This is a genomic window from Isoptericola halotolerans (genome assembly GCF_045689585.1).
In the GTDB taxonomy this organism is placed as follows: Bacteria; Actinomycetota; Actinomycetes; order Actinomycetales; family Cellulomonadaceae; genus Isoptericola; species Isoptericola halotolerans_B.
Map to the genome: position 1 here is coordinate 1,363,297 of NZ_CP140108.1, position 18,097 is coordinate 1,381,393.

Consider the following 18,097-nt stretch of genomic DNA (forward strand, 5'->3'; position numbering starts at 1 on the left):
TCGTGATCGCGCGGGCCCTACTATGGCGGACGCGCGGCCCGAGGTCCATGTCGGAGGGCGCTGATAGACCTGTGACATGTTCCTGCTGAACGACGTCGAGGGTGGTGGCCCGCCGCCCACGAGAGCCGCGGAACTGCGGCTCGTGCACTCGGCGAGCGACCTGGTCGTCGCCGCGGAGTGCGAGCACGCGCTCCTGCGTCGCCTCGACGAGGTGCTCGGCAGGGCACCCGGCCGGGTCCGAGCTCCGGACGAGATGCTCGAGCGTACGGCCGCCATGGGGGAGTCCCACGAACGCGCCGTGCTCGGCGAGCTCGTCGAACGTTTCGGCTGGTCCTCGGGGGACGGTCCGGGCGGTGTGGCCGCGATCGAGGCGCCGCGCCGGACGGACGTCGATGACCTCGCCGCGGCGCACGACCGCACGCTCGCCGCGCTCGAGAGAGGCGCCGACGTCGTCTACCAGGCGTCGTTCTTCGACGGCCGCTTCCACGTGCGCGCGGACTTCCTGGTGCGCGACGGCGGTCTCCGTTACGCCGTGTGGGACACCAAGCTGGCACGCCGCGAGAAGGTCCGGGCCGTGCTGCAGCTCGCGGCCTACGCCGACCAGCTCCTGTCCGCCGGGATCGATCCCACCGAGCACGCCCACCTGGTGCTCGGCACGGGTGAGCGCACCGACCACCTGCTGGCCGAGGTGCTGCCGGTGTTCCGCGCACGCCGGGACCGTCTGCTCGAGATCGTCGAACGGCACGTCGGCCGTGGTGCGCCGGTCGAGTGGGACGCCCCGGGGCACACCGCCTGCCGGCGGCTGGGGCAGTGCTCCGACTGCGCGGCGGCCGCAGAGGCGCACTCCGACGTGCTCCTCGTCGCCGGGGTGCATGCCTCGCAGCGGGCGCGGCTCGGCGACGCCGGCATCACCACGAGGGAGGCGCTGGCCGCCGCGACCGAGGCGCCTGCCGGGATGAGCGCCGACCGGTTCGCCGGGCTGCGGCTCCAGGCCGGGCTGCAGCTCGGCACCGAGCCCGGGCACGGGGCGGTGAAGATCGAGACCGACGACGGCCCGGACGAGCTGCGCTGGGCGCTGACGGACCCGCGGCCCGTCGAGCGGCTGCCTCCGCCCAGCGCGGGCGACGTCTTCTTCGACTTCGAGGGGGACCCGCTGTGGACGCCCGACGACGGCGTGGCGGCGCCCGCGGCGTCGGGCATCGACTACCTCTTCGGCTGGGTCACGCGGGACCTGGACGACGAGGGCCGGCCGGCGTTCCACGCGCTGTGGGCGGACTCGCTGGCCGACGAGGCGCGCGCCCTCGTGGAGTTCGTGGACGAGATGGCCGAGCGGCGCCGTCGCTGGCCGGACATGCACGTCTACCACTACGCCGCCTACGAGCGCACCCACCTGCTGTCCATCGCTGCCCGGCACGGCGTCTACGAGGAGGAGGTCGACGAGCTCCTGCGGGCCGGGGTCCTCGTGGACCTGTACGCGACGGTCCGGTCCGGGCTGCGCATCTCGCACCGTTCGCGGTCGATCAAGAAGCTCGAGCCCCTGTACATGGGGGAGGACGCCGCGCGGTCCGGGGTCACCGACGCCGCCACGTCGGTGGTGGAGTACGCGGAGTACTGCGACCTCGTCGCGGCCGGTGCGCAGGACGAGGCGGCCTCCCGGCGCGGGGAGATCCTGGAGTACAACCGGTACGACTGCCTCTCCACCCTGCGGCTGCTCGACTGGTTGCGGTGGGCCCACGACCAGGTGGTCGGTCGCGTGGAGGTCGCGGTGGCCGCGCCGTTGGCCGTGCCCGAGGAGATCGCGGTCGACGAGGCGCGGGCGGCCCGCGACCAGCTCGAGGCCGACGTGCGGGCTGCCGTCGAGCACGCCCACCCGCACACCCCGCAGGAGGCCGCGGCCGCCCGCGCGCTGAGCCTGCTCGGGGCGGCGGTCGGGTACCACCGGCGGGAGGGCAAGCCGTTCTGGCACGCGCACTACGCCCGTCTCGAGCTGCCGCCCGACGAGTGGCCCGGCCGGAGGTCGGCCTCGGTGGTCGAGAGCTGCCGGGTGGTGCGCGACTGGGAGGTCGAACCGGGCCGGAAGACGCCCGCCCGCGTCCTCGAGCTGGCGTGCCCGCCGGTCGAGGGCTCCGAGCTGCGGGTCGGCGCGGGGGCCTTCCTGCTGTACGAGGCCCCAGGGCCCGAGGTGGTGGGGGAGATCGGCCCCCGCGCGGTGCGCGGGTGCCACGACAAGGTCGAGATCACCGGCGTGCGCCGGGTGGCCGACGGCGGACGCGAGCGCGACGTGTTCACCGTCCGGGAGGCGGTGGGCCGCGGCCACGAGCCGCACGCGGACGCCCCGTCGGCCCTGTCTATCAACGGGTTCGTGCGGGCGGGCCCGCAGGAGCGGGCGACCGCGGAGGCGGCATCGGCGGCCCTCGAGGCATGGCGTGCGGGAGCCGAGCACGGGACGCAGCCGGCCGACCGTCTGCCCGCCGGGCCCATGACCGACCTGCTGCAGCGACGGGCGCCCCGCGTCGTCGGCGGGCTCCCGGTACCGGTCGTGGGTGACGACGGGGAGCCCGACGTCGTGGCGGCCGTCGAGGAGGCGGTCCGTCGCCTCGACCGGTCCTACCTCGCGGTCCAGGGGCCGCCCGGGACCGGCAAGACGTACCTGGCGTCGCACGTCGTCGCCGCGCTCGTGGGCAGCGGCTGGCGCGTCGGCGTCGTCGCGCAGTCGCACGCCGTGGTGGGCAACCTGCTCCGCGGGGTGCTCCGTGCCGGTGTGCCGTCCGAGCAGGTCGCCAAGAAGTCGTCCGCCGGCGACCCGGACGACGTGCCCTGGCAGCCGATGCCACCCGACGCGTTGCAGAAGCTCGCCGCGACGGCCCGGGACGGCGGTGACGGGTGCGTCCTGGGCGGCACGGCGTGGGACTTCGCGCACGAGCGGTGGCCGGAGGGCGAGCTGGACCTGCTCGTCGTCGACGAGGCGGGTCAGTTCGCCGTCGCGAACACCATCGCGGTCGCTCGGGCGGCCTCGAGGCTGTTGCTCCTCGGCGACCCTCAGCAGCTGCCGCAGGTGTCGCAGGGGACGCATCCGGACCCGGCGGTCGCGGGCTCCGCGCTCGGGTGGTTGGCCGACGGGCACGAGACCCTGCCCGAGGGGCTCGGGTACTTCCTGCCCGCCTCCCGGCGCATGCACCCGACGCTCTGCGCCGGTGTGTCGGACCTCGCGTACGACGGGCGGCTGCACGCCCACGCGACCGCGCACGGCCGGGCGTTGGCCGGTGTCGAGCCCGGTGTGCACGAGGTGCTCGTCCCGCACGAGGGCCGCGCCGTCTCGTCCGCGGAGGAAGCCGACGAGGTGGTGCGGCAGGTGCGCGCGGTGCTCGGCCGGACCTGGGTCGACGCGCCCGGCGCCGTCGGGCGGTCGGTCGAGCCGGCGGACGTCATCGTGGTCGCCGCCTACAACGCGCAGGTCTGGGCGGTCCGGCGTGCCCTGGAGTCCGTCGGGCTCGAGGGCGTCCCGGTGGGCACCGTGGACAAGTTCCAGGGACAGGAGGCTCCCGTGGCGATCCTCTCCATGGCGGCGTCCTCCCCGGAGGACGTACCGCGCGGCATGGGGTTCCTCCTGAGCCGGAACCGCGTCAACGTCGCGGTCTCGCGCGGCCAGTGGTGCGCGGTCGTGATCCGGTCACCGCGGCTGACGGACTACCTGCCGACGTCGGTGCGCGACCTGGAGCAGCTCGGCGCCTTCCTCCGCCTCCTGGAGCCCGCGAGATAGCGGGTCAGATGTCGAACCCGCCGTCGAACCCGCCGCCGTCGCCGCCGAAGAAGCCGCCGCCGTCACCACCGAACATCCCGCCGAAGAGGCCCTCGTCACCGCCGGCGTCGGCCCCGGCGTCGGCTGCACCGGCATCGGCACCGGCGTCGCCACCTGCGTCGGCGGCACCCGCCTCCCCGCCGTCGGCCGCTGCGGCGTCCTCGGCGACCGGGGTCGTCGGGTCACCGAACATCGGGCCGAACAGGGCGTTCGCCACGGCGGAACCGATCACCACACCGGCCACCGTGCCGAGCAGGCTGGAACCGACCATGGCGCCGAAGCCGGGCGCGCCGGTTCCGCCGCCCTGGCCGCGGAACGTCTGCTCCAGGGTGCCGGGGTTGCGCATCTCCGCACGGGTCGCCATCCGGGCCAGCGACCGCGGGTCGTCGGACGTGGCGCGCTCGGAGGCAGGGACCGAGGCGCCGACCTCTGCGAGCACCTGCCGGCGCTGCTCCGGGGTGAGCTGGGCGAAGGCCTCGGCGTGGGCCTGCTCGACGGCGTCCGGCGGTGCCGTCCGCAACAGGTACCGGTAGCGGTCCACCGCCACGTCGTCGGGAGTGCGTGCCGCCCCGGGCACACCGCTCGCGGTGCCCGGGCGCGACGGGGCGGGCTGCGCCGTCGTCGGCTGCTGGTATGTCCCTCCCGGAGAGGTCCAGGCGGGGGACCGGTGCACGCGCGGCGCGCTGCCGCGCGTCATGCCGGGGACGTCGGAACGTTCGTCGCGTGACCTGCCGAGAAGTCGGTCGAGGAAGCCCATGTCCCGAGAACGTCCGGTGCACCGCCACGGTTCCCGGGCCGCGACGTAGACCGGACGGCGCCGGGAACGACGAACGGCCCGTCCCTGCCGCCGTGAGGCGACGGGGACGGGCCGTCCGTTCGAGGTGGGCCGCCGTCAGGCGACCGTCACTCGGTCGATCAGACCGGGCGAACGTTCTCCGCCTGCGGACCCTTCGGGCCCTGCGTGACGTCGAACTCGACCTTCTGCTCCTCGTCCAGCGAGCGGTAGCCCTGCGACTGGATGGCGGAGAAGTGGACGAACACGTCAGCGGTGCCGTCCTCGGGGGCGATGAAGCCGTAGCCCTTCTCGCTGTTGAACCACTTCACGGTCCCGGTGGCCATGGGTACTCCTTCAAGAGTCGGCGTCCCCGCTTGTCGGGGGCGCACATCACGGTGTTCGTCGCCAACTCTTGATCTTGAGAGTCCAAGGTCCGCCGACGGACCGCGTCAATCCTGACGACGCGTCCGCGCCGACGCAGGACGGCGAACCGTCCCGGTACGAGCAACACACTGCAACAGCACCAACGGTACGCGAGCGCGCGCCATCGCACCAGCACAAGACACGATGTCGTGCATGACTGTTCCCAGTATCACCCTGAACAACGGTGTCGAGATCCCCCAGGTGGGCCTGGGAAGCTTCCAGGTTCCCGACGACGGCACGCAGGCGCACGTGGAGCAGGCGTTCGAGGTCGGGTACCGCCACGTCGACACGGCGGCGGGCTACGACAACGAGGACGGGGTGGGCGCCGCACTGCGATCCTCGGGGGTGCCGCGCGACGAGCTCTTCGTCACCACCAAGCTGCGCAACGGGGACCAGGGGTACGAGGCGACCCTGCGGGCGTTCGACAGCTCGCGGCGTGCTCTCGGGCTCGACGTCGTGGACCTCTACCTCATCCACTGGCCGGTGCCGAGCAAGGACCTCTACGTCGACACCTGGCGGGCCTTCGAGAAGCTGCTCGACGACGGCGCCGTGCGGGCGATCGGCGTGTCCAGCTTCCTGCCCGACCACCTCGACCGCCTGGTCAGCGCGTCGCAGGTCGTGCCGGCGGTCAACCAGATCGAGGTGCACCCCACCTTCCAGCAGGCGGACGTGCAGGCGGCGTGCCGTCGGCACGGTGTCGCCGTCGAGGCGTGCTCGCCGCTCGGTCGGGGCGCGGATCTCGACGCTCCAGCCGTCACGGAGATCGCCACCGAGCTCGGCGTGACGCCCGCACAGGTGGTGCTGCGCTGGGAGGTCCAGCAGGGGGTCGTCGTCATCCCGAAGTCGCTCTCCGCGCAGCGCCAGGCAGGCAACATCGACGTCTTCTCCTTTTCTCCTTCGAGCTCGACGACGCCCAGATGGCCGCCGTCGAGCTCGAGGCCGGCGTGCGGGGACGGACCGGCGCCGACCCGGAGACCGCCGTCTTCACCCAGCTCCGGGCCTGACGGGCGGCTCGGCGCGCGGGCGGCAGGGACGGGTGGCCGGCTCGAATGTGAGACACATAACAGGTTCGTCACGATCCCGGCGATGTGGCGGATCTGACACATGTGCGTCACACAATCGAGTTAGGTTCAGCGCCACTACATGCGGCATTGAGTGGCCGTAGGAAGTCCGACCCCGAAGGGGAAGCACATGAATCGACGCATGACGGCTGCCAAGGGCATCGCCTTTGCCGCAGTCCTCAGCCTGGGCCTCGCGGCCTGCGCCTCCGACGGCGAGCCCGAGGGCGAGTCGACCGGCGAGGAGATGGCGGAGGAGGGGGCGAGCGATGCCGAGCCGCTCTCCATCGGCACGATCCTGCCTGTCACCGGCACCCTGGCGTTCCTCGGCCCGCCCGAGATCGCAGGCGTCGGCCTCGCCATCGAGGACATCAACGCCGCCGGCGGCGTCCTCGGCAACGACGTCACGGTCGAGTGGGGCGACTCCGGGGACACGACGGACCCGTCCGTCGCCAGCTCGACGGCCACCGACCTCATCAGCAACGGCGTGTCCGCCGTCATCGGAGCCGCCTCGTCCGGCGTCTCGCTCTCGGTCGTCGACACGTTCGCCGAGGCCGAGGTCATGCAGATCTCGCCTGCGAACACCGCCGCCGACCTCTCCGGGTACGGCGACTTCTTCGCCCGCACCGCCCCGCCGGACACCGTCCAGGGCGCGGCGCTCGGCTCGCTGATCCTCGATGACGGTCACATGGACGTCGCGATGCTCGTCCAGAACGAGGCGTACGGGACCGGCCTGCGCGACCACACGCAGTCGGCCATCGAGGCCGGCGGTGGCTCGGTCGTCTACGGTGCGGGCGGCGCCGGCGAGGAGTTCCCTCCCGGTGAGACGAACTTCGGCGCCCAGGTGACGGCCGCGCTCGCCGCCGAGCCGGACGCGATCGTCATCATCGCGTTCGAGGAGACGGTGGCGATCGTCAACGAGCTCGTGGCCCAGGGCTGGGAGTTCGACGGCACCACGTACTTCTGCGACGGCAACCTGTCCAACTACGGCGACCAGTTCGACGAGGGCACGCTGGCCGGCGTCCAGGGCACGCTGCCCGGCGCCCAGGCGGAGGACGACTTCAAGGAGCGCCTCAACACCTGGTACGCGGACAACGAGGGCGGCGAGCTGGCCGACTACTCGTACTCCGCCGAGTCCTACGACGCCACCATGCTCGCCGCGCTCGCCGCGGTGAAGGGCGGCGCCACCGACGGCCGGACCATCGCCGACAACATCCGCGCCGTGTCCGGGTCGGAGGGCGGCACCGAGGTGTCCACTTTCGAGGACGCGGTCGCCGCGCTCGATGCCGGCGAGGAGATCGACTACCAGGGCGTGTCGGGCACCGGTCCGCTCAACGAGGCGAACGACCCGTCGTCCGCGTTCATCGGTATCTACTCGTACGACGACTCCAACGAGTACTCGTTCGTGCGTGAGATCGAGGGTTCGATCGAGTGACGCCTCGCCGTTGACCGCAAGGTCGGCGAGGTCGGACGACGACGGCCCGGTCATCCTCGCGGTGACCGGGCCACCGTCGTCCCCCGACTGGGCGCGAGGTAGCGCTACCCGGTGCGAGGTAGCGCTACCCGGTGCGAGGTAGCGCTACCCGGTGCGAGGTAGCGCTACGTGACGCCTCGCGCGCGCCGCGCGGTGTAGTAGGCGACGGTCATGCGGCGACCGAGGGTGAGCGGGTCGGAGAGATCGTGCCACCCTGCGCGCAGGAGGGTGAGGCCTGTAGCCGTGAGCTCGTCATGGCGGAGCCGCTGCGCCAGCAGAACGTCCTCCCGGTCCCCGTACTCCCCTCCGGAATACTTGACCGCCCCGTCGAACTCCACGCCGACGCCGATGTCGGGCCAACCGAGATCTACGAACCGCGTCGTCGTTGGTGTCGTCACTTCCATCTGGCACTCCGGCCGTGGCAGCCCCTCGTCGATGGCGACGAGCCGGGTGGCCGTCTCGCCCGGAGATCCGGAGCGTGGGTCGCAGACTTCGAGGAGCCGGCGCGCCTGGACGATCCCCCGCTTGCCCCTCGAGGCGCTCATGATCCTCGACACCTCGGTCGGGTCGGCACCGCGCCGGAACAGGGAGTCGGCGACGACGAGGGCACCCGCGGCGGGCAGCGTCCGGAGGCAGTCGACGAGCGTGCGCTCGGGCGACGTCACCGGAACGCCGGCGGCGACGGTCCGTTCGCGCGGGCGTAGCCGGGTGTGATGGCGGCGCACCAGCGGCTCCGTGCTCCGCGCGACGTGCGGGTGGAAGTCGTGCGTCACGTGCACCAGCAGCGGGGTCGCGTACGTCCAGGCGCCGTGCAGGTGGGCAGCGGTGGCGTGACTGAACCAGAACATGCCGCGAACGTTGGCAGCCAGCGTGCCGGCCACGCGAAGGATCTCCCGGGAGTACGGTGACGACTCCTCGGCCGGCAGGTCGGGGATCACCCCGCCGCGGGTCGCGAAGAGCTCGCCGCTCTCGACGCGCGCCGCCACGACCGCCGGGTCGGCGTGCTCCGTGCTCGCCGGTACCGGAACCCGTGGTGGGTCGTTGACGTCGGCGCTCATCATGGAGCGAAGCGGCGAGCCGGGGGCACCCATGGTCGTGAGGATGTGGGAGATCCGGCGGATCGAGGCCGCGTGGGGTGCGACTGTCATGGCGACGACTCTGCCGCTCCGGAAATGCGCACGGAGCCGCCGTCGGCCGGGACGTGGACGCTCGTCGGCTGTGGACAGGCTCGGGAGCCGGTGATGCGGGGGAGGGCGTCCGCTACTACCTCGCATGGGGCAGCGCTACCTCGCGTCCGGCAGCGCTACCTCGCGTCGGGGCAGCGCTACCTCGCGCCGGGGCAGCGCTACTTCGGGCTGCCTCGCGCTACCTCGCGCCGGACGGACGACGACGGCGGGCGACCCGGTCATCCGGGTCGCCCGCCGTCGTCGTCAGTGTCGGACGTCGTGCCCGACGCCCTGTCAGATGCCGTGCTCGTCCTTGGCCACGACGTCCGCGTCCGCGTCGACCTTGGCCTTCGCGTCCGCCCTGGCCTTCGCGTCCGTGTCGGCCGCCTCGGCCGCCTCGGCCGCTTCCGCGGCGTCAGCGGCGACCGCGGCGTCGTCGACGTCCTCGGCGAGGGTGCCGAGGTACAGCGAGATGACCTTGGGATCGGCCTGGAGCTCCCGGCCGGTACCGGTGTACGCGTCCGTGCCCTGGTCGAGGACGTAGCCGCGGTCGCAGATCTGCAGGCAGCGGCGGGCGTTCTGCTCGACCATGATCACGGACACACCGGCCTTGTTGATCATGCGCGTGCGCAGGAACGTCTCGTCCTGGCGCACGGGGGACAGCCCGGCGGACGGCTCGTCCAGCAGCAGCACGGACGGGTTCATCATGAGGGCCCGTGCCATGGCGACCATCTGCCGCTCACCGCCGGACATCGCGCCCGCGCGCTGTGTCCGGCGGTCGTGCAGGACGGGGAACAGGTCTCCGATGAACGACCAGCGCTCGGCGAAGATCTTCGGTCGGAGGTAGGTCCCCATCCGCATGTTCTCCTCGACCGTCAGCGAGGGGAACACGTTGTTGTTCTGGGGGACGAACCCGACGCCGTTCGCGACGAGCTGGTTCGCCTTCATCCCGGTGATGTCCCGGCCCTTCAGCGTGACGGTGCCGGAGTGGATCTTCACCAGGCCGAAGAGCGCCTTGAGCAGCGTCGACTTGCCGGCCCCGTTGGGGCCGATGATGCCGACCAGCTCGCCCTTGGCGACCTCGAGCGAGCAGCCGTTGAGGATGTTGACCCCGGGGATGTAGCCGGCGATCAAGTTGTCCGCGTGCAGCAGCAGGTCCTTCTGGGGGACACCGGCGGCCGACATCTTCTCCCCGGGGGCCGTGGCGGTGGTGCTCATCGCTTCTCCTCCTCTGCCTCGAGCCGGGCCAGGATCTCGGGATCCAGCAGGGAATCGTCCCCGAGGTCCGTGTCGTGGTGGGCGCCGAGGTAGGCGTCCACCACCGCCTGGTCCTTCATGACGCTGCCGGGTGGCCCTTCCGCCACGATCCGTCCCTCGGCCATGACGACGACCCAGTCCGAGATGTGGCGCACGGCATGCATGTCGTGCTCCACGAACAGCACGGTCATGCCCTCGTCGCGCAGCGCCTGGACGTGGCCCAGCAGGGACTGCACCAGGGCAGGGTTCACCCCGGCCATCGGCTCGTCGAGCATGATGATCGTCGGGTCCGTCATCAGCGCCCGGGCCATCTCCAGCAGCTTGCGCTGACCGCCGGAGAGCGAACCGGCGTAGTCGGCCGCCTTGGCGTCGAGCTGGAACCGGGCGAGGATCTCCATCGCCTTCTCGGTGGTCTCGGCCTCGTGCTTCTTCCACAGGAAGGGCAGCCAGGAGAGCGCGAGCTTCTCCCCGGGGTTCGACGGCGAGGCCAGGAGCATGTTCTGCAGCACCGTGAGGCGCGACAGCGCCTTGGTGAGCTGGAACGTGCGGACCATGCCGGCCTTCGCCACGGCGGCGCCGCTCTTGCCGGTCAGCGACCTCCCCTGGAAGCTCCACTCGCCCGTGTTGGGGCGGTCGAACCCGGTGAGCAGGTTGAACAGCGTGGTCTTGCCGGCACCGTTGGGCCCGATCAGGGCGGTGATGACGCCCTCCTGCACCTCGAGGTGGTCGACGTCGACGGCCGTCATGCCGCCGAACCGGCGGGTGACGTGGTCGGCCACGAGCAAGGGGTTCGGCTTGGCCGCGCCGGGGACGTGCTCGACGGAGCGCAGCACGTCGGCTGCGCCGGTCGCGGTCTCGTCAACGGACATTGAACGCCAGCTCCTTCTTGTTCCCGAGGATGCCCTGTGGTCGGAAGATGACCAGCAGCATCAGGGTCACACCGACGAGCATGCCGCCGATCTGCTCGACGTTGGTGGTCGTGATGACCTCGCCCACGCCGGTGTTCTCGGCCAGCGCCCGCATGCCGGTGCGCATGAACATGTAGGCCGCGAAGAAGATCATCGATCCCAGGACGGGACCGAACACGGTGGCGGCGCCACCGAGCAGCAGGATCGTCCAGACGAAGAACGTCATGGTGCGACCCATGGAGTCGGGCACGATCGCCGCGGGCAGCGCGAAGATCACGCCACCGAGCGCCCCGATGGCGCCACCGATGACCAGCGCCTGCAGCTTGTAGGAGTAGACGTTCTTGCCGAGGGCGCGCACGGCGTCCTCGTCCTCGCGGATGCCCTTGAGGACGCGGCCCCACGGGCTGCGGGTGATGAGCCACACGAACACGAGCACGAGGGCCACGAGCCCCCAGGCGACGATGCGCGTCCACCAGGAGTCGGAGCCGGTGTTGATGTACTCGAGGGGCCCGAGCGCCCACCGCCCGTCCGGCAGGAACGATAGCTCCTGGAACGGTTCCTTGTAGTAGCGACCCTGGAGGCCGGAGGCGCCACCGGTCCACTCCTGCCAGAGGGTGGAGCGGCCGAACCAGCGGACGATCTCCGCGGCGGAGATGGTGACGATCGCCAGATAGTCACCGCGTAGCTGCAGTGTCGGCATGCCGAGGATGAGGGCGAACAGCACCCCGGCGGCGATGGCGACCAGCAGGGCGAGCCAGAACGACCCGCCCGACGTGAGCGTGATGCCGAACCCGTAGGCGCCGAGCAGCATGAAGCCTGCCTGGCCCATGTTGAGCAGTCCGGTGTACCCGAAGTGCAGGTTGAGGCCGATGGCGGCCATCGCGTAGGCGGCTGTCGTCGGGGCGAGGAGCTCGCCCAGCGACTGCGTGAGGATGCGGAGGAATTCTTCCATGATGGGTTTCCCTTCAGCCGATCCGCTCGCGGCGGCCGAGAATCCCCTGCGGCCTGAACAGCAGGACGAGGATGAGGATCACCAGCGCCGAGGCGTACCGCAGGTCGCTGGGGATGAAGAGGTTGGACAGCTCGACGACCTGCCCGATGAGCAACGACCCGACGAACGCGCCGAGAGCCGTGCCGAGCCCGCCGAGCGTCACCGCGGCGAACATGAGCAGCAGGAGCTGGACACCGAGCTGCCAGTTGAACGAGCCGAAGGAGACGCCCCACATCAGGCCGGCCAGCGCTGCGAAGCCGGTGGCCATGACCCACACGATGCGGATGATCTTGTCGGGGTCGATGCCGGTGGCCGAGGCCAGGGCGGGGTTGTCCGACACGGCGCGGGTGGCCCGCCCGATGCGGGTGCGGGTGAGGAACCACGCGATGCCCAGGACGCACACGAGAGCGACGACCATGGAGAGCCACGACGCGGTGCTGAGCGTGATGCCCGCGATCGTCAGGGGCTGCGGGTTCCGGGACAGGATGCGCTCGGACCCGCCGCCGATCATCAGCTGGATGACGTACTGCAGGGTGATCGAGAGACCGATCGACACGATCATCAGCTGCATCACCGGCACGTTGCGCTTGCGCAGCGGACGCCAGATGGCGGAGTCCTGTGCGAAGCCCGTGAAGGCGCAGATCGCCAGGGTCAGGAGGCCGCCGACCCAGATCGACATGCCCATCTGGTTGATGGTGATGAATCCGACCGCAGCGCCGAGCGCGAACTGCTCGCCGTGCGCGAAGTTGGACAACCCGGTGGTGCCGAACACGAGGTTCAGCCCGATGGACGCGAGCGCCAGGAGAAGGCCGAAGCGGAGCCCCGAACCGATCTGCTGCCACACCTGGGCGAAGGTGAGCGCCCGCTCGGAGGCGTCGCCCTCCGGCGCGGCCCCGACCCCCTCGCCGTCGTCCGGGACGGCCGGCTCCCCCTCGGCGCCGTCAGCGCCGCCGTCGTCGGTCGGTGTGGCCGGTGCCTCGACGCCGGGTCCGACGCGGAACGCCGCCCGGGCCGTGGCTCCCGTCTGCGCGGTGACGGTGAGCTCGGTCTCCGCCCCCTCGGGCAGCTGCTGGTCGGCGGGCAGCGTGGCCGGGTCGATGGTCACCGTGTACGTGCCGACCTCCGGTGCGGCGACGGTCGCGGGACCGTCGGCCGGGGTGGTCAGCTCGGCGGTGAAGCCGCCGCCGGCCACGGTCACGGCCACGTCGCCGAGGCGGTCGTTGTCCGCGTTCAGCACGAGCACCGCGATGCAGGCTGTTCCGTCGTCGGGCTCGCAGGGGCTGTCGTCGGTGCTCGCCGTCGCTGGTGGTGCGACAAGCATCGCCGGTAGGAGCACGAGCGCGAGCGCCGCCAGGAGGCGGCTCCATCGGCTCGTGATGGTGGGTCGGTCCGCTGTCATCGGACGGGTCCTCCGTCGGGTCATGGTCAGGTCCGGGGTCACCCCCGGGACGGCGACGCACCGCACGGTCATGTAGGCATGCTGAAGCCCCCATTGACCGACACGCGGTGCGAACGTGCGGGAAGTGTAGCGGCGTGGTGTGACCTGGACGACACTCCTGGATCACGGCCGTGTTCCAGGAGCGGGCGATATCGGGCCAGACGTGCGGATCTCGGCGTGCACGGATCGCAAACTGTTGCAGAGCCGTGACCCGCGAGCGCTCCGGGCCCGACGCCGGGGGTCCACCGTCGCTGTTCGCCTCGCGCCGTACGCTGGGCGGGTGCCTGACGACGTCACCCGCGCCCTGTCCGCCGCGGCGGACGAGACCGCCGCCCCCGCCACCCCGACGACCGCGGAGCCGCGGCCGGTCCCGGCCGCCGTCCCGGTCTCCGCCCCGGCCGCGGACCGCCGCCCGGTCGAGCGGACCCATCACGGCCACACGTTCGTCGACGACTACGAGTGGCTGCGCGCCAAGGAGGACCCCGAGGTGATCGCCCACCTCGAGGCCGAGAACGCGTGGACCCGGGACCGGCTCGCCCACCTGGCGCCGTTGCGCGAGCAGGTCTTCGCCGAGATCAAGGACCGCACCCTCGAGACGGACCTGTCCGTGCCGGCCCGCCAGGGCGCGTACTGGTACTACGTGCGCACCGTCGAGGGCCAGCAGTACCCGATCCACGCCCGCGTGCCGGTCACCGGTCCGGACGACTGGACCCCGCCGTCGCTCGCCCCTGGCGAGGTGCCGGCCGGTGAGCAGCTCCTGCTGGACCAGAACGCCGCCGCGGCGGGGCACGACTTCTTCTCGCTCGGCTCCTTCGCGCTCTCAGGCGACGGGGGCCGCCTCGTCTACGCCGTGGACACCACGGGCGACGAGCGGTACACGGTGCGCGTGCGTGACCTGATCACGGGCGAGGACCTGCCCGACGTGATCGAGGAGGCGTTCCCGGGTGCGGTCATCACCCCGGACGGGCGCCACGTGTTCTACTCCACGGTCGACGAGGCGTGGCGGCCGTACCGGGTCTGGCGGCACGTCGTCGGCACCCCTGCCGCCGACGACGTCCTGGTGTTCGAGGAGCCGGACGAGCGGTTCTGGGTCGGGGCGGGGCTCTCGCGCGACGGCCGCTTCGTGCAGATCGAGCTGGGCTCCAAGAACACCAGCGAGTCCTGGCTCCTGGAGTCCGACGACGCCGCGGGCGAGTTCCGCGTGGTGTGGGAGCGCCGGGAGGGTGTCGAGTACACGGTCGAGCCGGCCGTGCTCCCCGGCCGCGGGCAGGCGCTGCTGATCCTGCACGACGACGGCGCGCAGAACTTCGAGCTGGTCGCGGCGGACGTGCCTGCCGCCGGCGCCGGACCGGCGGACCCGGCCGACGCCGCCGTCGTCGTCCCCCACGACCCGGACGTGCGGCTGGAGTCGGTCGACGCGTTCGCCACGCACGTGGTGCTCGGCGTGCGCCGCGACGCCACCCCGCGCGTCGCCGTCGTCGCGCTCGACGGGCTCGTGCCGGGCGTACCGTGGACCGCCCGTGAGCTCGAGTTCGACGAGCCGCTGCACTCCGCGGCGCTGGCTGCCAACCCCGAGTTCGCGACACCCGCGCTGCGCGTGCACGGCACCTCGTTCGTCACGCCGACCACCGTCTACGACATCGACCTGGCCACCGGCGAGCGTGTCGTGCGCAAGCGCCAGGAGGTGCTCGGTGGCTACGACCCCGGCGACTACGCCCAGAGCCGGGAGTGGGCGACCGCCGAGGACGGCACCCGCGTGCCGATCTCGCTGGTCTGGAAGCGCGACGCGGTGACGTTGGACGCGGCGGGCACCGGCGCCGACCCGGCACCGCTGCTGCTGTACGGCTACGGCGCCTACGAGATCAGCATGGACCCCTACTTCAGCGTGCCGCGCCTGTCGCTGCTCGACCGCGGGGTCGTGTTCGCCGTCGCGCACGTGCGCGGCGGCGGCGAGATGGGCCGCACCTGGTACGAGCAGGGGCGCCTGGAGCACAAGCGCAACACGTTCACCGACTTCGTGGCGTGCGCCCGGCACCTGGTCGGCACGGGGTGGACCACCCCGGAGCGCATGGTGGCCGACGGCGGCAGCGCCGGCGGGCTCCTGATGGGCGCGGTCGCGAACCTGGCCCCGGAGATGTTCGCGGGCGTGCTCGCCGGGGTGCCGTTCGTCGACGCGCTGACCTCGATCCTCGACCCGTCGCTGCCGCTGACGGTCGTGGAGTGGGAGGAGTGGGGCAACCCGCTCGCCGACCCGGAGGTGTACGCGTACATGCGCTCGTACAGCCCGTACGAGAACGTGCCCGACGACGCCTCGCACTACCCGCGCATCCTCGCGGTCACGTCGTTGCACGACACGCGCGTGCTGTACGTGGAGCCGGCCAAGTGGGTGGCCCGGCTGCGGGCCGCCGGGGCACCGGCGCTGCTCAAGATCGAGATGTCGGCCGGGCACGGGGGCGTGTCGGGACGCTACGCCCGCTGGGAGGAGATCGCGTTCGAGCACGCCTGGACGCTGGACGTGCTCGGGCTCGCCGACGGGTCCTGAGGCGCTCGCGGCGTCAGGGCCGCACGAGCCGCAACGGTTCGTCCCCCGCGCGCACGGTCACCGTCTGTCCCCAGGCTGCGACGAGCCGGTCGTCCTCCATGCCGTCGCCGAACACGACGAGACGGTCGGACGCGACGGTGAGGGCGACGTCGTCGCTGGGTTCCACGCTCCCCTCGTTGCACCGCACGCCGGTGGCCGGGGAGGGCCAGGCCTCGCGGACGAACCAGCCGAGGCGCCCGTCCGACCGGCCGGGCGCGCGCCGTCCGCCGCGGTCGTGCGCCAGCGACGCCCACCAGCCGGTGGCACCCGTCCCCGTGGCGACGAGCAGGCCGGACGACGACTGGTGCTCCGAGCCGGCCGCGCACCGCAGCGTGTACCGGGCGCTCTGGTGGGTCGGGTGACCGACGAACACCTCGTTGAGCGCGGTCAGGTGCTGGCCGTCGTCGAGCTCTGCGTGCACGGTGGTGAGGACGTCCACGGCCAGCCGCGCGGAAGGGTCGGGCGCCGAGGCGGCGACGTCCGCCCGGTCGCCCGTCGCGTCGCCCGTGAGGCCGCGCAGGAGCGCCGTCGCCGCGGCCACCGTGTGCCGCACGAGCACGCCGGCGTTCGTCCCCGGCTCGGGGTCGACCCCGAGCACGGGCTGCCCGCGCAGGTACTTGGCGACGTTGGCCACCAGCCCGTCCTGGCCGACGACCACGACGACGTCCTCCGGGGCGACGAGGAACCGCGGCAGGTCCGCCCGCTCGACGTCGGCGCGGGCCCACCCGGGCGGCAGCGCGCCGACGACGGCGTCCCGGGCGGCAGCGAGCGCGTCGTGCCGCGCCTGCACCTCGGCCAGGCCCCGTCCCCGGCCACGCAGGAAGAACTCGGCCTGGCCGCGGGTGCCGTGCCGGTCCAGCAGGTCGTCGAGCTCGGTGCGTCGGTGCACGACGACGGCACGTCGGCGCAGCATCACGCCTCCCCGGCGGGTCGGGTCGCGGCGACGAGCGAGCCGAGGGCGCCGGTCAGCAGGTCGGGCGTGACGGTGAGGTGCTCGACGTCGGGCAGCGAGCGGGCGGCGTCCCGCAGGGCGAGCGCCACCAGGGTGCCCTGCCCGGCCTCGCGGTAGACCTCCATCCGTACGCGCTCGGCGGCGGCCTCGGCCTCGCCGACGGTGCGCACCGACTCGGCCTGCGCCTCGCTCGTCAGGCGCGAGCGCTCGGCGTCGGACCGCGTCTCGACGAGGGCGGCCGCGGCCTGCTCCTCGGCCTCGCGGCGGGCGTTGGCCCCCTCCTGGGCGACGAGGCGCTCGCGGCGGGTGGCGAGCTCGATCTTGCTCGCGAGCTCGTTCTCGGCGATGGCGCGCTCCCGCTCGACGGCGAGGGCGCGCCGTTCGTAGGTGGCCCGGTCGGCCTCCGCCTGGACGTGCTCGCGGGCGGGGGTCTGCAGGGCGCGCTCGACGTCCTTCTCGGGGCGGACCGCCAGCACCTGGACGCCGATGACGGTCAGCCCGGTGGCGGTGAGGCGGGGGTCGGCGGGCAGCACGTCGGTGAGCAGGGTGCGCACGCGCGGCACGCCCGCCGTCATCGACTCGTCCAGGCTCATCGTGGCCAGGACGACGGCGGCGCGGCTCTGTGCGAGCTGCCCCACGATGGTGGTGACCTGGTCCCGGCCCGAGGTGCTGGTGGCGCCGTCGTGCGGGTCGACGGCGAAGTCGAGCCGCTGCGAGGCGGTGACCGGGTCGGTGAAGCGGTAGGTGACGTTCGCCTGGACCGTGACGTCCTGGTGGTCGGCGGTGGTGGCGTGGAAGAAGACGGGCAGCTCCTGGTCGTCGACCGGGACCTCGCTGAGGACCGACGTCCGCGGGCGGAACCAGAACGTGCACCCCGTCGCGGACCTGCTCGACGGCGGGCCGCCGCTCGCCTTCGACCACGCCCGGATCCTCGCCGACGGCGTCGAGAGGGCGCGGGCCAAGCTGGAGTACTCCCCGCTCGCGACCGCCTTCTGCGGCCCGGAGTTCACCGTCGCCGAGCTGCGCCGCGTCTACGAGGCGGTCTGGGGCGTCGCGCTCGACCCGCGCAACTTCTCGCGCAAGGCGCTCGGCACCCCCGGGCTGCTCGAGGCGACCGGGTGCTCGACGTCCGGCGGTGCCGGTCGCCCGGCGGCCCTGTACCGCGCGGTCCGCCCGGTGGTGCGGCCCGCGGCCGAGCAGGGCGATCCCGCGGTCCTCCCCGCCGTCCTCAACCCGCCGCTGCTCCGCCCGGGGAGCTGACGCTCGCGTTCGACC

Annotated in this window: 13 protein-coding genes and 1 pseudogene; 5 read left to right on the top strand and 9 right to left on the bottom strand. The window is 72.6% G+C overall.

Annotated features, from left to right (window positions below; translation table 11 throughout):
* Positions 1-76: 76 nt before the first annotated feature.
* On the top strand, positions 77-3,760 hold the full coding sequence (locus tag UQW22_RS06465) for a TM0106 family RecB-like putative nuclease (protein WP_407320084.1): 3,684 nt from the start codon (positions 77-79) through the stop codon (positions 3,758-3,760).
* 4 nt (positions 3,761-3,764) lie between these two features.
* Here UQW22_RS06465 and UQW22_RS06470 read toward each other — a convergent pair whose 3' ends face one another.
* Together UQW22_RS06470 and UQW22_RS06475 are read right to left on the bottom strand one after the other, a co-directional pair.
* Entirely contained in the window at positions 3,765-4,496 is a 732-nt protein-coding gene (locus tag UQW22_RS06470) for a hypothetical protein (RefSeq protein ID WP_407320085.1), read from the bottom strand.
* Positions 4,497-4,714: 218 nt separating this feature from the next.
* Positions 4,715-4,918, bottom strand: a complete 204-nt coding sequence (locus UQW22_RS06475) for a cold-shock protein (protein WP_407320086.1) — start codon at positions 4,916-4,918, stop codon at positions 4,715-4,717.
* 232 nt (positions 4,919-5,150) lie between these two features.
* Here UQW22_RS06475 and UQW22_RS06480 point away from each other — a divergent pair.
* Both UQW22_RS06480 and UQW22_RS06485 read left to right on the top strand, forming a co-directional pair.
* Positions 5,151-6,001, top strand: a pseudogene (locus tag UQW22_RS06480) (aldo/keto reductase).
* Between the two features lie 187 nt (positions 6,002-6,188).
* Complete coding sequence (locus tag UQW22_RS06485) at positions 6,189-7,490, top strand: ABC transporter substrate-binding protein (RefSeq protein WP_407320087.1); 1,302 nt, start codon at positions 6,189-6,191, stop codon at positions 7,488-7,490.
* A gap of 164 nt (positions 7,491-7,654) precedes the next feature.
* On the opposite strand, the gene UQW22_RS06490 is transcribed toward UQW22_RS06485, so the two are convergent.
* The 5 genes from UQW22_RS06490 to UQW22_RS06510 all read right to left on the bottom strand — a co-directional run bounded on the left by UQW22_RS06490 (position 7,655) and on the right by UQW22_RS06510 (position 13,250).
* The gene (locus UQW22_RS06490; RefSeq protein WP_407320088.1) at positions 7,655-8,677 is read right to left on the bottom strand and encodes a hypothetical protein; all 1,023 of its coding nucleotides are present in this window, start codon (positions 8,675-8,677) and stop codon (positions 7,655-7,657) included.
* A gap of 312 nt (positions 8,678-8,989) precedes the next feature.
* A complete protein-coding gene (locus tag UQW22_RS06495) occupies positions 8,990-9,880 on the bottom strand; it encodes an ABC transporter ATP-binding protein (protein ID WP_407320735.1) in 891 nt (296 codons plus the stop codon).
* A gap of 29 nt (positions 9,881-9,909) precedes the next feature.
* Positions 9,910-10,821 (bottom strand): ABC transporter ATP-binding protein, encoded by a 912-nt coding sequence (locus UQW22_RS06500; protein WP_407320089.1) that lies wholly within the window; start codon positions 10,819-10,821, stop codon positions 9,910-9,912.
* The gene (locus tag UQW22_RS06505; protein WP_407320090.1) at positions 10,811-11,812 is read right to left on the bottom strand and encodes a branched-chain amino acid ABC transporter permease; all 1,002 of its coding nucleotides are present in this window, start codon (positions 11,810-11,812) and stop codon (positions 10,811-10,813) included. Before UQW22_RS06505 ends, UQW22_RS06500 begins: the two co-directional genes overlap by 11 nt.
* Positions 11,813-11,825: 13 nt before the next feature.
* Positions 11,826-13,250, bottom strand: a complete 1,425-nt coding sequence (locus UQW22_RS06510) for an ABC transporter permease subunit (RefSeq protein ID WP_407320091.1) — start codon at positions 13,248-13,250, stop codon at positions 11,826-11,828.
* Positions 13,251-13,569: 319 nt separating this feature from the next.
* Here UQW22_RS06510 and UQW22_RS06515 point away from each other — a divergent pair, with 319 nt between their 5' ends.
* A complete protein-coding gene (locus UQW22_RS06515) occupies positions 13,570-15,831 on the top strand; it encodes a S9 family peptidase (RefSeq protein ID WP_407320092.1) in 2,262 nt (753 codons plus the stop codon).
* Between the two features lie 13 nt (positions 15,832-15,844).
* Here UQW22_RS06515 and UQW22_RS06520 read toward each other — a convergent pair whose 3' ends face one another.
* Positions 15,845-16,783: a hypothetical protein gene (locus tag UQW22_RS06520; protein WP_407320093.1), complete on the bottom strand. Its 939-nt coding sequence runs from the start codon at positions 16,781-16,783 to the stop codon at positions 15,845-15,847.
* Positions 16,783-17,631 (bottom strand): SPFH domain-containing protein, encoded by an 849-nt coding sequence (locus tag UQW22_RS06525; protein ID WP_407320737.1) that lies wholly within the window; start codon positions 17,629-17,631, stop codon positions 16,783-16,785. Before UQW22_RS06525 ends, UQW22_RS06520 begins: the two co-directional genes overlap by 1 nt.
* Between UQW22_RS06525 and UQW22_RS06530 the strand changes: the two genes are divergently transcribed.
* Complete coding sequence (locus UQW22_RS06530) at positions 17,567-18,082, top strand: NUDIX hydrolase (RefSeq protein WP_407320094.1); 516 nt, start codon at positions 17,567-17,569, stop codon at positions 18,080-18,082. The genes UQW22_RS06525 and UQW22_RS06530 overlap by 65 nt on opposite strands.
* Positions 18,083-18,097 lie beyond the last annotated feature (15 nt).